The organism is uncultured Desulfovibrio sp. (assembly GCF_910584445.1).
Classification (GTDB): domain Bacteria; phylum Desulfobacterota; class Desulfovibrionia; order Desulfovibrionales; family Desulfovibrionaceae; genus Desulfovibrio.
On record NZ_CAJUBO010000010.1, the window covers coordinates 23,342 to 38,603 of the forward strand.

A 15,262-nucleotide genomic window follows, 5' to 3' on the forward strand; every position below is an offset into this window, starting at 1 on the left:
GCCCTCAGAAACGCAGGATGCGCCCGGTATTGGCCTTGAGGAAATTCACGTTGGATTTGAGCGGCTCGCCCGCGCCGTTGACGCCTTCGAGCTTGAGGGACTCAAGAAAGGCCAGGCCACGCGCCTTGGCCTCGTCGATATCCTTGCCCCAGATGATCGCTAGGGCGAGGTTGGGGTCGAATTCCGTGGGGATCTCGTAGGGGCGGTCCAGCGGCACATGGGTGAGCACGGTGAGCCACGGGGCCTCCGTCCAGGAGAAATGCTCGATGCGGCCCACCCAGGGGGTGAAGTTGTTGTCCGGGTCTTCGGCGATGAGGCGGTACTCCACGCCCACGCCCTCGGTGGCGATCTCCGCCTGGGTGTAGCCCAGCGGCTGGCCGAGTCCGGTGCGGATCTGCTCGGCGATGAGGTCCACGCCCTCCGCGCCGCGCACCCGCGCGATGCAGGCCGAAACGCCGTTCTCCACCTGGATGCGCGTGTTCACCTCCATGAGGAAAGGCTCGCCCGTGCGCGTGACGATCCATTCCCAGGTGCCCACATTGTCGTAACCGACCTTTTTCGCCATGGCGAGGGAATAGTCCACAATGTCGGTGAGCACGCGATTGGCGTCAAAACTGTAGTGGAGCGTTTCCGGCGCGAAGCCGGGCGCGACCTCGATGCGCTTCTGAAGCCCCGTGGACTGGATGGAGCAGTTGCGCGTGCCGAAGTGGACGGGATTGCGCCCGCTGCGGTCGGAAACGATCTGGACTTCCAGATGGTTGAAATCCGTGATGCGCTGTTCGATGAGGACGCCCTCGTCCTTGAACTGGCGCAGGGCATAGTTGCGGATGCGCCGGTAGACGGAACGGAACTGGTCCGGGTCGTACACCTCCTCGATGCCCATGCCGCCGCCGCCCGCCGAGGCCTTGACGAGCACGAGCGGCCGCGCGATGCCCTGCGCCTCCTGGAACTCGAAGACCGACTTGGCGATGCGCTCGGCTTCCAGCTCGTCGTAGATGGGCCTGTCCGAGCCGGGCACCGTGGGCACGTTGAGGCTGCGCGCGAGGCGCTTGGTGTTGATCTTGTCGCCAAGCTCGCGGATGATCTTCCAGGAAGGCCCGAGAAAAATCATGGCCCGGTCGCGCTTGGTCACGCGGCGCGCGAAGCGGAAATCCTCGGCAAAGAAGCCGTAGCCCGGATGGACGGCCGTGCATTCCGCCACGTCGGCCACGGCCATCAGCTCGTTGGCGTCATGGTAGGAGGAGACGCGGAACAGGCCCTTGGCGCCGCCGATGCGGCGCGCCAGTTCCACATGACCGGAGGCTTCGTCCTCCGCCGTATAAATGGCGGTGAAGCCGATGCCGAGCTTGCGGCAGGCCTGCATGATGCGCATGGCGATCTCGCCCCGGTTGGCTACGAGCACCCGGTGCCCGCCCAGATCGACGGGGTCCGCCTTCTTCTTGCTGTCCTGAGCCTTGCTCACGCGATTCTCCCGAAAAAAAGCCCGTCCGGAAATCGCCCCGCGGCGCGCCGCGCGGGCTTGTGGGCGCGGAGGTTCCGGCATATCCTGTGCCTGGCGTCCCGCGCAGACGGGGCGAGATCCGGCGTCGGTCCGCTCCCCTGCCGGGGAGCCTCTCCACCAAGGCGTCCATCGCCGTTCCCTCCACCAAGAGATGATTCTATGCAAAATCCCCAGGAAGTCCAGCATGCCGTGGCCGCGCTCCGTTCCGCCCTTGCGCGGGGCAAGGCCGACCTGTCGCGCCCGCCCGTGGGGCTGGTGCTCGGCACCGGCCTGTCCCGCATCGCCGGCGCCCTGCTTGAAGGGGCGGGGAGCGTGCGCGTGCCGTTCGCCGGCCTTCCCGGCATGCCGCGTCCGGGCGTGGATTCCCACGAGGGCGCCTTTGTGTGGGGGCGCCTCGCCGGCGTGCCCGTGCTCGCCCAGCTGGGCCGCTGCCATCTGTACGAGGGCCGCACCCCGGCCGAGGTCTGCATGGGCGTGCGCGTCATGGCCGGCCTGGGGATCCGCGCCCTGGTCATCACCAACGCCGCGGGCGCGCTCGATCCGCTTTTTGAATCCGGTTCCCTCATGTGCATGAGCGACATGATCAACCACACCGGCGTTTCGCCGCTCACGGGTCCCAACTGCGACGGGTTCGGCGAGCGTTTTCCCGACATGAGCGCGCCCTTTGATGCCGGGTTCCGGCGCCTGGCGCGCGACGCGGCCCTGCGCCTCGGCCTGCGCCTGGAGCAGGGCGTCTATATCGGCGTCCACGGCCCGGAAATGGAGACCGCCGCCGAAACGCGCATGTACCGCCAATGGGGGGCGGACGCCGTGGGCATGAGCACGGTGCTGGAGGTCATTGCCGCGCGGCACCGGGGCATGCGGGTCCTCGGCATTTCCTGCCTGACCAACAAAAACCTGCCGGACTGCATGGCGCCCGCGCCCCTGGACGAGGTCATCGCCGTGGCGGGCAGGGCCGGGGAGTCGCTCGGGCGCCTGCTGGAGGCGGTCCTGCCGGAGCTGGCGGCCGCGGCCGGCGAGGGTTAAGCCCTATCGATGCGCTGCCGGTTGGGGATGCGGCGGGTTGTGTACTACCGCAATTATCCGTCAAAAACAGCCTTGCGTTGCTGTCCATTTGCGTAAGCAGCGCTTCGCGCGACAACGCAAACGCGCCTGCGGCGCGCCCTCCGGGTGGCTTTCGCGCCGGCCTGACGCGTTGCGGACGATGCCCGTACCTCGCTTCGCTCGAACGGGCACGGCGCTTCGCGCCGCCTTCGGTCGCGTCACTGTGCGATTTTTGTCGGTCATGTACCTGAGTACACTCCCTCCAAAAATCGCCCATTTCCTTGCCGGCGCAAAAAATTCTTATTTTTTCGGATCCTTGCGGCGACAGCCCCCGCCCTTCGCTCCGCTTCGGGCGGTGAGCGGAACCCCCTCCCTTTTACTGGCAAACAAAAAAACATAGCGTACTTTGTCTTTTTATTTTAATGAGGTCTGAGCTTTTAGTGTCTAATTGCAAAAGCAGACACTACAAAATCCGCAAGGATATTGCGGCGGCGTAGCTGCCGAGAGAGCGAGAAACCATGCTTTTCGGCGCCCGTCCTGGCGCAATGGCCGCGCCCATTGCCAAATTTCCGCAGCCGGGCTATGCTGAAAGCGACTGGGCCGCACCGCGCCGGGGCGGCGAACCACTTGCCGGGATGCCTTCATGGTCACGCTCATCATGGCCGTCGGAGTGGCCGTTTTCGTCTCCTTTTTCTGTTCCCTTGCCGAAGCCGCGCTCTATGCGGTGCCATGGTCCGCCATCGAACGCCTTCGTAGCGAGGGCAAAGCCTCGGGCGAGCTGCTCTATGCCATGCGGAGCGACGTGGACGGTCCCATCGCGGCCATCCTCACGCTCAATACCGTTGCCAACACGGCCGGGTCCGCCATTGCGGGCGCGGCGTTCCTCGCGGTGTTCGGGCCGTCGCACATGGCGCTCTTTGCCGTGGCGTTCACCATCATCATCCTGGCCTTTGGCGAGATCATGCCCAAGACGCTCGGCGTGGCCTATGCCGCGCCCGTGGCCTCCATGCTGGCGCGGCCGATCATGCTCATGGTCAAGGTGCTTTCCCCCCTGCTCTGGCTCACCCGGCTCATGACGCGTCTGCTCTCGTCGAAGTCCGGCAAGCCGGAGATCTCCGAGGACGACATCCGGGCCATGACCAGCCTTTCGCGCAAGGCTGGCCGCATCCAGCCCTATGAGGAGCATTTCGTCCGCAATGTGCTCTCGCTCGACCAGAAGCGCGTCCACGAGATCATGACCCCGCGCACCGTGGTCTTCTCCCTGCCGGACGACGTCACCGTGGCCGACGCCTACAAGGACCCGCGCATCTGGCATTTCAGCCGCATCCCTGTCTATGGCGAGGACAACGAGGACCTCGTGGGCCTGGTGGAACGCCGCACTCTCGGCCGCTGCTACGCCGAGGACAAGGTGGATGTGCCCCTTTCGGCCATCATGCGTCCCCTGCATTTCGTGCAGGAAAGCCAGACGCTGGATGTCCTCCTGCGCGAGCTTCTGGGCGCGCGCGTCCATCTTTTCGCCGTGCTTGACGAATACGGCGGCCTGGCGGGCGTGGTCTCCCTGGAGGATGTGCTGGAAGAGATCCTCGGCAGCGAGATCATGGACGAAAGCGACAATGTGGCGGACCTGCGCGCCCTGGCGCGGGAGCGGCGCAAGGCGCTCACCCGCCGGGGCACCCCTGCGGCCGGGCAGTGACCACCGGCGCGGGCGTTCCGTGCCGGCAGGAATGATTCTTGTCAGTGGCGGGAAAATCCGCTAGATTGCGACCTTTGGGCAGATATGCAACAGCGGCGGGGCCTCTCCGTGACGGGCGGTTCCGGACCCAATCAGGAGCATGCATGGCGCGCAGGAATTCCACACCCCTCTATGTGGCCGCCTTTCTCCTCTTTCTGGGCGGGGTCGGTTTTCTCGCCTATACCGGTTTTTCGGAAAACAGCGTGTATTTCCTCAATGTGGCCGAGGCCCGCGCCGCGAGCGGCGACAAGCTTGCGGCGGCGCGGATCTTCGGCACCGTGTCCCCGGCGGGCATTGAGACGCCGTCCGGCGCCATGGGCGTGACCTTTCGCCTGGAAGACAAGGACAACGCGGCGGAGACCCTGCTCGTCGACTATCGCGGCGTGGTGCCGGACGCGTTCAAGCCGGGGGCCGAGGTCATCGTCGAGGGCGGCATGGGCGCGGACGGGCGTTTCTCCGCCAGGGTGCTCATGACCAAGTGCCCCTCCAAGTATCAGAAGGAAAATCGCGCGAGCTAGCGCCGGATCGCACGCGAAAAACGCGGTTTTCCGCGGTCCCGCGGCGTGACGGGCCGCGGGCGTTCCCGGCCGTTGCGGCGCGGTCCGCGCCGGGGCATCCCTCCTGCCCGGTCTGGCCCGGCAATCCTCCCAGCCAAGGAATCCCCATGTACGTCTTCGCCTATGCCATGCTCCTCCTGGCCCTCCTCTGCGCGCTTGGCGGCGGGGGCATGGCCCTGCTCCAGCTCTGGCAGGGACGCAGCGATCATCTCCGCCTGCTGGAAAAGGCCCAGTGGGGGATGACCGGCGCCCTTTTCCTTGCCGCGGCCTGCCTGCTCCACGCCCTGTTCTGGCAGGACTACCGTGTGGAATATGTGGCCTCGTACACGGACGCCATCCTGCCGCTGTTCTACAGGCTCACGGCGTTCTGGGCCGGGCAGCCCGGCTCCCTGCTCTTCTGGGCGCTGGCGGCGGCGCTGTGCGGCAGCCTGTTTTCCGTCACGCGCGCCCACGCCGGGCTTTCGCCGCGCACGCGTCTCTGGTATGAAGCGTTCAACTGCGCCATCATGGCCTTTTTCTGCCTCCTGCTCACGAGCTGGAGCAATCCCTTCCTCATGCAGGAGCCGGTGCCCGTGGACGGCAACGGTCTCAATCCGCTGCTCCAGAATCCCGGCATGATCTTTCATCCGCCGCTGCTCTTCCTGGGTTATGCCGGGTTCGGCGTGCCCGCCTGCCTTGCCCTGGCGCAACTGCTTTCAGGCGCGGGAAGTGACGAGGGCCGGTGGTTCCGTCTGACGCGGCCCTTCATCCTCGTCTCGTGGCTCCTGCTGACGGCGGGCATTGTGCTGGGCGCCTGGTGGGCATACATGGAACTGGGCTGGGGCGGCTACTGGGCCTGGGACCCGGTGGAAAACGCGTCGCTCCTGCCGTGGCTCGCGGCCACGGCGGCTCTGCACATCCTCGCCGTGGAAAACCGCAGCGGCAAGCTCGGCCGGGCGTCGGCCGGACTCATGGCCCTGACGGTCATCATGGCGTTTTTCGCCACCTATCTCACGCGCAGCGGCGTCATCCAGTCCGTGCATGCCTTTGGCGACGGCGGGGTGGGCACGCCGCTCTTCCTCTTTGTCCTTGCCGGCCTGGCCGTCACGGGCTGGACGCTCTGGTGCGCGGGACCGCAGGGGCGCCCCCTGGCCTCGCCGGAAAGCCGGGAAGGCGCGCTGGTGCTGGTGGCATGGATCTTTCTCGCCCTGGCGGCCATCATTCTGGTGGCGACCATGTGGCCGGTGTTGAGCACGCTTTGGAGCAGCGCGCCGCGCGGGCTGGACGCGAGTTTCTACAACCGCGTCTGCCTGCCGCTGGGCGCGCTCCTGCTGGTCCTGCTGGCGGCCTGCCCGTGGCTCGCGTGGAGCGGCGGGCAGGCTCCCGCCGGGGCGTCACGCCACGGGGGGCGGCTCCTCGTGGCAGCGGGGGCCTTTGTGGCCGCCGGGACCGTTATCTGGCTGCTTGGCTACCGCCGTCCCACGGCGCTGGTGGCCGCCGCCGCGTCCATCGCCATCCTCGTGGACGCGGGCATGCTCCTGGCCGAGCGCGCGGTGCGCCGCTCCCCGCGCGCGCGCGCGGCCCTCGGGGCGCATTGCGGTCTTGCGCTCCTGGCGTTGGGCATCGCCTTTTCCGGGCCGTATACGCAGGATCGGGAGCTTCTGCTCGCCAGGGGCGAGAGCGGCGAGGTGGGCGGCTATACCGTGAAGCTGGAGGCGGTGGAAGACGGCGAGCGCCCGGGCTATGACTATCTGGTGGCGCGCCTGGCCGTGAGCCGGGGCGGCGAGCCGCTTGGCACGGTGGCGCCCGAACGCCGCATCTATGCCAAGTTCGGGAGCATGCAGTTCTCGGAGGTGGATGTCATTTCCGGGCCGGCCCGGGACATTTACGCCTCCCTCCTGGGCATGGATGAAGACCTGCGCGTCTATGTCAAGATCAGCGTGGAGCCGCTCGTCAACTGGATCTGGATCGGCGGCGCGCTTATGTGCCTCTTGCCGCTGCTTGGCCTTGGCGGAGGGGCGCGCGGCAGGGCGGCCGCGGATGGCGCCCCCGCGCCCGGCGCCGGGGGGGATGCCCCCCATGCCTGAGCTTGTCCTTGAGCGCGTGGGCAAGCGCTACGGCGCGGCCCTGGTGCTCAGGAACGTGGACTGCGCCTTCGCGCGCGGCACCGTCACGCTGGTGACCGGCGGCAACGGCGCGGGCAAGAGCACGCTGCTCAAGATCATGGCCGGGCTTTCCCGGCCGAGTTCGGGCCGCGTCCTCCTGCGCCCGGAGGGCGGCGCCCCGGGTCCCGAACCGCGCCTCGGCTATGTGGGGCACGCCACGTTTCTCTATCCCGACCTGACCGCCCTGGAAAATCTCGCCTTCTGGCGCGCGGCCCATCAGCTGCCGCTGGACCGGGAGGCGCTCCTGACCCTGCTGGAGCGGGTGGCGCTTGCTGACCATGCCCATGAGCGCGCGCGCGTCTTCTCGCGCGGCATGGCGCAGCGGCTCAATCTGGCAAGGGTGCTCATGCTCGCGCCCGACATCCTGCTTCTGGACGAACCCGCCACCGGGCTGGACGCGCCCTCGCGCGACCTTTTGCGCGGCGAGATCGCCGCGGCGCGGGAACGCGGGGCCTGCGTGGCGCTTGTCAGCCATGACCTGGCCGGGGACGCGCCCCTGGCGGACCGGGTGGTGGCCCTCACGCGGGGTTCCGTGACCTATGATGGGCCGGCCCCGGCGTTTTTTGCCCCGGAAGGAGGGCGCGCATGCTGCGCCTGAGCCTGGCCGTCGCCCGCAAGGACCTCGCGCTTTCGCTCGCGCGCGGCAACGGGCTTGTGCAGGCGCTGTTGCTCGGCCTGCTCCTCCTCTTTGTGTTCAGCCTCGCGCAGGGTCCGGGGGAACGCGTGGGTCCCCAGGCCGCCGCCGCCATGTTCTGGCTGAGTTCCGCCTTTTCGCAGGTGCTCATTTTCAACCGGCTCTATGATCTGGAAGAGGTCAACGCCGCGCGTCTGGGCCTGGCGCTCTGCCCCGCGCCCATCCAGGGGGTCTGGCTCGGCAAGATGCTGGCCGGGCTGCTGCTGTTGCTGCTGGCGCAGGCGGTCTTTCTGCCCGCGGCCATGATCTTTCTCGGCCAGGGGCTGGAGGCGCTGCCGCTGGCGGGGGCGGTCTCCCTGGCGCTGGTGGATGTGGGCATGTGCGCCCTGGGTTCGCTGCTGGGCGCGCTCGCGCAGGGCCAGTCGGGGCGGGAGTCCCTTTTGGGGGTCATCCTCTTTCCGTTGCTGACGCCCCTCCTGCTGGCGGGCATCGGTGTGGGCGCGCAGTGCCTGGGCGCTCCGGCGCCGGACGGTCCGCGCGCCTGGCTCGGCCTTGCGGCGGCGTTCGACGCGGTCTTTCTGGGCGCCGGGCTTGTTCTGTTCGGTTTCCTTTATCCGGGAGAGGACTGATGCCCCAGTTGCTCGCCATTGCCGGGGGCGTGGCCCTGGCGGCCTGCCAGTGGCTCATCTATCTGTATGCGCCGGAAGAAGCCACGCTCGGCCTGATGCAGAAGATCTTTTATGTTCACCTGCCGCTCGCCTGGTGGGCGCTGTTCAGCTTTTTTCTTGTCTTTCTCGGCTCCATCGCCGTGCTTGCGCGCCGCAGCGCGGCCGCGGACAGGCTGTGCGCCGCCGCCGCCGAGGTGGGGGTGCTCTTCAGCGGCCTTGCCCTCGTCACGGGCATGATCTGGGCGCGCAAGTCCTGGGGCGTCTGGTGGACCTGGGACCCGCGCCTGAGCACGACGCTCGTCATGTGGTTCGTCTATGCGGCCTACCTGCTGCTGCGCGGGCTGGACATGGCCCCGGAGCGGCGGCGTCTTGTCTGCGCCGTGGTGGGCGTGGCCGCCTTTCTGGATGTGCCGCTGGTCTTTGTTTCGGCGCGCATCTGGCGCTCCATCCACCCGGCGGTCTTTGCCGCCAGGGGCGGCGGCCTTGAACCGGAGATGAAGCTGACGGCACTGGCCTGCGTGCTTGCCCTGGGGCTGTTCTGGGCCGGGCTTGTGTGGCTGCGTAAACGCCAGCTGGATCTGGCGGCGCGGCTGGAGGCCGCCGCCGGGGACGACGACGGCATCTGACGGTTTTGCGCCAGACCGCACTGTCTGGAATCGCTTTTCGGAGGGAATGCATGGATACCATCATCTGGCTCATGGCGGCCAATGCCGTGGTCTGGCTTGGATTTGGGGCGTATCTCGCCTTTATGGGCAGCCGGCAGCGCGGGCTTGCCGCCCGTTTCGCCCGGTGGGAGCGCGCCCGCCGTGGCTAGGGAGAACGCCCTCACGGGACGCGCCCGGGTCCTGGTGGTCGCCCTCGGTCTGGGGCTGGCGGCCATGCTCGTGGCGTCGCTGGTGGAACGCTTCACCTCGCCAGGACTCACGGTGCGCCACTTTGCCGCGCAGACGGCCGCCACCGGGCAGCCACCGGCCGACGGGACGGACGAGGTGGGCCGCCTCATGCAGGAGGTTGCCAGAGACCCCGGCAACAAGGCCGCCCTGATGCAGATCGCGGAACGGCTCATGACCATGGGCAGCTGGGACGGGGCCGAGAGCTTCGCCACGCGCGCCCTTGCGCTGGACCCGCAGGACGCGCGCACGCGCTATCTGCTCGGCGTCATCCGGCATAATCAGGGCAGGCACGCCGAGGCCGCGAAACTCCTCGAAGAGGCGCTCCGCACCCGGGAAAGCGCGCCCATGCGCTACAGCCTCGGGGTGCTCTACCTCCATTACCTCAATGATCCCGCCCGCGGGGTGGAGCATCTGAGCATGGCGCTGCATGACCCGGATGCGGACGAGAGCCTGCGGCAAAGTATCCGCGAGGAGCTGGAAAAGGCCCCGTTGCCCGGAGAAGGGGAGAAGCGCGCGGGCGGGGACGCTGCGGCGAAGACGGCGCCGGCGCGGAAAGCCGCCCCTGAACATGGCGCCACGGGGCGTTCCGGCACGGGAGCGGACAGGCGCTGAAAAGGCGCCTTGCCTCTTTTCCCCTCCGGTTGTAGAGAAGTGGGGAGAACCGCGCCCCGGCGCCAGGCATGTCACCGGGCGGCGGGGCCGCGTTGCGGAGCATGTGCCCCGGCGAGGCGCGCCGGAGCGAGGTGGAGATGGCCCGTCGCAGATCCAGAAAGAATGCGGACGCCCCCGGGCGCACGCCCGCGTCCTCCCCTCCCTCGGGAGCGACGGGACCGGAGGCCCCTGCCGGGGCATGTCCTTCCGCTCCCGTGAACGCGCGCAGGGACCGCTCCCGGCATCCCGCCGCGGCCTCCCCGGCTGCCGGCCGTACGGTGCGGCTTTCCTCCTGCATGGCGGGCATGGCGCTGACGCTGGTCCTCGGTCTCTATCTGGGGACGTTGCTCCCCGGCGTTCTCGGGGATATGCGCGGGGCGGAAATTTCCCCCGCGCCCGCTGCGGGGGGGGCTGCGCCGCCTGCCGTGGCGTCCGACGGCGACGACGGGCGCCCCGCCGTTGCTCCCGGGCCATCGGCTTCCAGATTGCCGCCCGAGCTGGCGGCGCGGCTCGAAGCCCTGGAAGCGGCCGTCCGCACGACGCCGGATTCCGCGGGAGACTGGGCGGAACTGGGGAACCTGCTTTTTGACGCGGGCCGTGTCCGTGAGTCCATCCATGCCTATGAGCGCTCGCTGGCGCTCGCTCCCGGCAATGCCGACGTGCTCACGGATCTCGGCATCATGTATCGGGAAGACAAGGCGCCGCAAAAGGCCGTGGAGTGCTTCCGCAAGGCGCTGGCCGCCGATCCCCGCCATGAGAATGCCCTCTTCAATGTGGGCGTGGTGCTCTATACCGATCTGGGCCGCAGGGACGAGGCCGTGGCGGCCTGGCGCAGGCTGCTCGGGGTCAATCCGCACGCGCGCGCTCCTGACGGACGCGCTGTTGCGGAAATGGTTCGGCGGTTGGAAGAGCCGCTTCGGAGACAATGACGCTATGACGATCACGGGGATGTGGGGTTCGATGTGGCGCCGCCTGCTGCGGGCGGCCGCGCCGGGCATGGCCCTTGTCGCGCTGGCGGGGCTTGTTTTTCTGGCGGTTCCGTGCCGCGCCGCGGAAGCTCTCCTGCCGGAGGCGCGCCCCGATGTGCGCTCCGGGGCGCGGCAGACGGTCCCCGCGCCGGCGCTTGCCGCCGCGCAGACCCCCCGGGCAACGGGCGTCCGCGTCCCGCAGGCCATGGTGCCCACGCGCGGCGGCGAGCCGAACCTCTCGCTCATGCCCTATCTTGAGTACCTGCTGGACGAAAGCGCCGCCCTGGATATCGAGGAGGCGGCGGCTCCCGGCCGGGCGGCCGACTATGCGCCGCTTGTCCTCGAGAAGCTGCCGCGCGCCGAGGGCGTCATGTGGCTCCGCTTCACGCTTGCGCCTCTGGGCGCCGGGGAGCGGCCCGCGACGTTCCTGCTGGATATGGGCGAGAGCATCCCCGGCACGCCCATGCTGTACGAGCCGGAACGCAATGACCTGAGCGGCGCCCTGGAATGGCGCGAATCCAGCCCGGCGCAGAGAAATGTCCTGCTGCTGCCGGAAGCCGGCGCGGAACCCCTGACCTGTTATATCCGGCTTGACGGAATGCCCGGACTCTGGTTCTCGCCCATGGTGCGTACCCCTGCGGACGCCGCCACCAACTGGGGCAGTCTCGCGCGCACGGCGGCCATCCTGGCCCTGGGCGTGGTCATGCTCCTCTGCCTGCTGCGCGGGCTTTCGGAAAACGGGCAATGGCGAATCTGGACGGCGCTGTATGTGGCTGTGGCGCTCGGGCAGGCCCTGCTCGGCATGCCGGACGCCGGCGGCAACCGCCCCGGCCCGGGACAGGCCGCCGCCACGCTGGCGCCGGGCATCGCGCTCATGCTCCTGCCCCATGTGGGGCGGCATCTCATGCGTACGCGCGAACGCTCGCGCAGCCTTGATTTTCAGCTCCTCCTGCTTTCCCTGCCCGGCGCGGTGCTGGCATTGCTGCCCCTGGTGCCGGGCTGGGCGTGGCTTGACCGCTGGCTCGATCTCTGGCCCGCCGCCACCCTGTTCTTCGTGCCCACGGCGCTCGGCGCGTGGATCATGGGGATCGGGGGGGCGCGCCGTTTTCTTCTTGGCTGTCTCCTGCCGCCGCTCTTTGTGGCCGGCGGGGTCCTGGGCCTTGATTTCGGGATACCGCCCAACCTGCTTGCCTCGGCGCCCCTGTGGGGTACGGCCCTGAGCGCGCTGCTCATCGCGGCCACCGGCGCTCCGGCGGACATGCCCCCGGGAACCGCCGCGTCCGCCTCGTCCGGCCCTGCCCAGGACGGTCATGAACCGGACGGCGACGGGATCATCACGCTGGAACATCCGCTGGATGACCCCAATCTGCGCCTGATCCCGGGCGGGCACCCGGCCGCCGCGTCCGGCACTGCCGCGCCGGACGAAGCGGACGCGGCGGAAGGGCTGAAGGTGCCGCTCCAGGCGGCCATGGTCACGGACCGTGCCAGGGCCGAAGCGCGCGAAGGGGCCTTGCGCGCGCCGCTGGATGATCTGCTGCGCGAGGGCGCGGCATTGGAGCAGTGCGCCCTGCCGCCGGCGGTGCGGCAATATGCCGCGGGCATGCTTGCGGCGGCGCGGCGCATGGCGGATGTGCTCAGCCATGCGGACACCGGGGGCGGACCCGGCGGCGAAGGGGACGACGCCGCCTCCGGGGTGGGCGGGGGCGCGGCCACGGCCTTCGATCTTCAGCGCCTGCTGCGTGAAGCCCATGGCGCCGTTGCCCCGGCGGCGGAATATGCGGGCATTGGCCTCGCCTGGTACATGCCGCCGCATCTCGGCCAGCTCTACCGGGGAGATGCCCGGGCGCTCGGCGAGACGCTGGGGCTGTTGCTGGAAAGCGCTGTCCGCGCCACGCGTCAGGGGGCTGTCCATCTCTCGGCCCGGCGCGTTCCGGAAAGCTCCGACCCGGGCAATATCCTGTTTACGGTCACGGATACCGGCGCGGGCGCGCCCCCGCGGGATCGCTCCAGCCTTGCGCTGGCGCGGGCCTGGGAACTGGCGGCGCGTCATGGCGGGTATGTGGGCATGGAATACGGACCAAACGGAACGACCATCGCCTTTTCGCTGCACCTTGAGCCGCTGGAGGACAACGCGGAGGAAATGCCCGCCGATGCCCGTCCCCATGTCATCATCGTGGCTGAGGACCCCCGGCAGCGGCGCGAGCTGGCGCGGATGCTGACGGACCTGCCGTGCAGATGCAGCGAAGCCGGGAGCGAGCACGAGGCCCTGCGGCGTCACGAGGCCGATCCCGCCGTGCTTCTGGTCGCGCAGGGGCGATATGCCCTGCCCGCCGCGGCGGACATGGTGAGGAAATTTCTGGAGCGCGCCGCGGCTGCCGGCATTTCCGGCTGCAAGGTGCTGGCCGTCACCGTGGACGACAGCCAGTGGAACCTGCTGGCGGACAGCGGCTTCACCCACGCCCTGCTGGAGCCAGTGGATGCGGAGGCCCTGCGGCAGACCGTGCGGGACGTGATGCGGGGCGCGCGCCGCGCGGAACCGGTGCCGCAGGAAAAGACGGCGCGGGCTTCGGGAGACAGCGCCGCCGCCCCTGCCGCTGCCGCCGTTCAGGATGCCGCTGGAGCCGGGACGGAGGCCCGGGATCCCGGAGAGGATGCCCCGCCGGAGACCGCGCCCTCAGCCGCGGCTTCGTCCGTTGCGGTGGCGGCTGAGGACGCGCCCGCGGAAAATGCCGATGCCGGCGCGACAGCGGAGGCGGCTCCCCCCGCGGCGCCGGAGCCGTCGATGCCGTCTGCCGCCGGGGACGGCGGAATGGCCGCCGGTCCCGAAGACGGCGTGGTGGAACAGGAAACCCCGCTGCCGGAAGATGCCCCGTTGCCGAAAGAAGCCCCGTTGCCGAAAGAAGTCCCGTTGCCGGAAGAGGCAGGGTCCGATCTGGCGGCCGCTGGCCCGGGTGGGGAGGAACGGGAGCTTCCGCCGGAATGCCCGGAGGAGACGCCCGCCGTTTCCGGCCTGCCGGGAGAAGAAACGGAAGACGGATCGGCCGGGTCCACGGCGGGCGCGGACACCGCGCCCGGGGTGGCCTGCGCGCCGACGCCTCCCGATGCCGGGGAAGACGCGGCGCCCGTCTCCGCCCTGAGCGACGGCGCCGGTGCCGGGAGTGGCGAAGCGGGCGATCCCTTCATGGCATATGCGGTGGAGGTCACGCCGGTTGCGGCGGATGCCGCCGGCGCGTCGTCACCGGCGGCGGACGGCCGTTCCGCTGCGGGATCCATGGGGGCGCCGCTGCCGGAAGCCGACCCGGACGCTCCGGCGGACGACGAACGCGCCGGAGAAGACGAAGCAGCGTTGCACGGGCCTACGGTGCCGCGGGCCGTTCCCCCCGCTTCCACGGCGGGGGACGCTCCCGAGGTTCCGGCGGCCGCCCGCGCGTCGGTCTATGTGAGTCCCGCCCTGTCCAGCCCCGGTGAATGGGTGGGCGAACCCATGCCCATCGGTTCGCCCGTGCCGCGCCGTCCGAAGCCGGAAACGCCGCGCGACGGCGACCGGCGCCCGGATGCCGCCCGGCAGGAGCCACGGCATGCCGCACCGGCCGCGCGCGGCGGATATACGAGTCCCAGCGTGCCTGTTCCCGGTGAATGGGTGGGCGAGCCTGTGCCCATTCCCCGCACGGAGCGGGCGCAGCCGGATGCCGCCCCGGAAACGGGGGGCGGCGGGTCCGGGGAGGAAGCTCCGGCGCCGTCGTCCGCCGCTGCCGCGGATATGGCGGGATCGTTCATGGATTTCATCGTCGGCGCCACGCGCGCGGAGGCTCCTGCGACGCCCGCGCCGCAGGCCGGTGCGACTTGCGCCGGGGATCCTCCCCGGCAGCCGGAGGCTGACGGACAGGCTCCTGCCGGCGGCGTGACGGACTTTGTGGAAACGAGCGTGTCACTGGTGGCCTCCGCCGTTTCCTCGGCGTTTTCCACGCCGTCGGCCGATGCCGGCGCCGCCGTTCCTGCGGACCCCACTGCCGCCGGGGAGGTCTCTCCGGCGCGGGCGTCCGTCCCCGGCGTCACGTCGCCGGATGCCGCCATTCTGGAACTGGTGGAGCGTCTGGATGCGGCCATGGCGCAGGCGACCGAGGCCCATGCCGCGGGACGCGGCCGGATGGTGGCGCAGGCGGCCGCCAGGATAGCGGAGGAGTCGGAAAGTTTCGGCTTCCGCGTGCTCGCGCGCATGGCGCGATGCGTGGAACGGGCCGGCCGCGCCGGAGACATGAACGCGCTCAGGGACCTGCTCCCCGAGCTGGCGGTGTCCGTGGAGCGCAACCGCATCGCCCTGGCGCAGCGCAAGTAGCCGCCGCTGCCGGATACGGGGCGGCCCCGCGCGTTTCCGGGCTTGCACAAAGCGCCGTGACATGCCAACATATGCGGGCAGGACCCGGGCGGGAATGCGAGCTGCCGAAGCGCCGGGGCGCGAATCGAAAGGAG

12 protein-coding genes are annotated in these 15,262 nt (G+C 69.6%); 11 read left to right on the top strand and 1 reads right to left on the bottom strand.

What is annotated here, in order from left to right; translation table 11 throughout:
* Window positions 1-4: 4 nt before the first annotated feature.
* A complete protein-coding gene (locus QZ294_RS06095) occupies window positions 5-1,462 on the bottom strand; it encodes a biotin carboxylase N-terminal domain-containing protein (protein WP_297047999.1) in 1,458 nt (485 codons plus the stop codon).
* 198 nt (window positions 1,463-1,660) lie between these two features.
* On the opposite strand from QZ294_RS06095, the gene QZ294_RS06100 reads away from it, so the two are divergent.
* The 11 genes from QZ294_RS06100 (at window position 1,661) to QZ294_RS06150 (ending at window position 15,128) form a co-directional block, all read left to right on the top strand.
* Window positions 1,661-2,527 carry a purine-nucleoside phosphorylase gene (locus tag QZ294_RS06100; RefSeq protein ID WP_297048001.1) on the top strand — a complete coding sequence of 289 codons (867 nt, stop codon included), beginning with the start codon at window positions 1,661-1,663 and terminating at the stop codon, window positions 2,525-2,527.
* A gap of 661 nt (window positions 2,528-3,188) precedes the next feature.
* Window positions 3,189-4,238, top strand: coding sequence for a hemolysin family protein (locus QZ294_RS06105; RefSeq protein ID WP_297048003.1), 1,050 nt, complete (start codon window positions 3,189-3,191; stop codon window positions 4,236-4,238).
* 143 nt (window positions 4,239-4,381) lie between these two features.
* Window positions 4,382-4,795, top strand: a complete 414-nt coding sequence (locus QZ294_RS06110; protein ID WP_297048005.1) for a cytochrome c maturation protein CcmE — start codon at window positions 4,382-4,384, stop codon at window positions 4,793-4,795.
* Window positions 4,796-4,941: 146 nt separating this feature from the next.
* On the top strand, window positions 4,942-6,900 hold the full coding sequence (locus QZ294_RS06115) for a cytochrome c-type biogenesis CcmF C-terminal domain-containing protein (RefSeq protein WP_297048007.1): 1,959 nt from the start codon (window positions 4,942-4,944) through the stop codon (window positions 6,898-6,900).
* Entirely contained in the window at window positions 6,893-7,576 is a 684-nt protein-coding gene (locus QZ294_RS06120) for an ABC transporter ATP-binding protein (protein WP_297048008.1), read from the top strand. Before QZ294_RS06115 ends, QZ294_RS06120 begins: the two co-directional genes overlap by 8 nt.
* Entirely contained in the window at window positions 7,564-8,241 is a 678-nt protein-coding gene (locus QZ294_RS06125) for a heme exporter protein CcmB (protein ID WP_297048009.1), read from the top strand. Before QZ294_RS06120 ends, QZ294_RS06125 begins: the two co-directional genes overlap by 13 nt.
* Window positions 8,241-8,906: a cytochrome c biogenesis protein gene (locus QZ294_RS06130; RefSeq protein WP_297048011.1), complete on the top strand. Its 666-nt coding sequence runs from the start codon at window positions 8,241-8,243 to the stop codon at window positions 8,904-8,906. The genes QZ294_RS06125 and QZ294_RS06130 overlap by 1 nt, the downstream gene beginning before the upstream one ends.
* A 50-nt stretch (window positions 8,907-8,956) precedes the next feature.
* Window positions 8,957-9,094: a CcmD family protein gene (locus QZ294_RS06135; RefSeq protein ID WP_297048013.1), complete on the top strand. Its 138-nt coding sequence runs from the start codon at window positions 8,957-8,959 to the stop codon at window positions 9,092-9,094.
* Window positions 9,087-9,785, top strand: coding sequence for a tetratricopeptide repeat protein (locus QZ294_RS06140; RefSeq protein WP_297048014.1), 699 nt, complete (start codon window positions 9,087-9,089; stop codon window positions 9,783-9,785). Before QZ294_RS06135 ends, QZ294_RS06140 begins: the two co-directional genes overlap by 8 nt.
* Before the next feature lie 344 nt (window positions 9,786-10,129).
* Complete coding sequence (locus QZ294_RS06145; RefSeq protein ID WP_297048016.1) at window positions 10,130-10,753, top strand: tetratricopeptide repeat protein; 624 nt, start codon at window positions 10,130-10,132, stop codon at window positions 10,751-10,753.
* A gap of 4 nt (window positions 10,754-10,757) precedes the next feature.
* Window positions 10,758-15,128, top strand: a complete 4,371-nt coding sequence (locus QZ294_RS06150) for a response regulator (protein WP_297048018.1) — start codon at window positions 10,758-10,760, stop codon at window positions 15,126-15,128.
* Window positions 15,129-15,262: the final 134 nt, after the last annotated feature.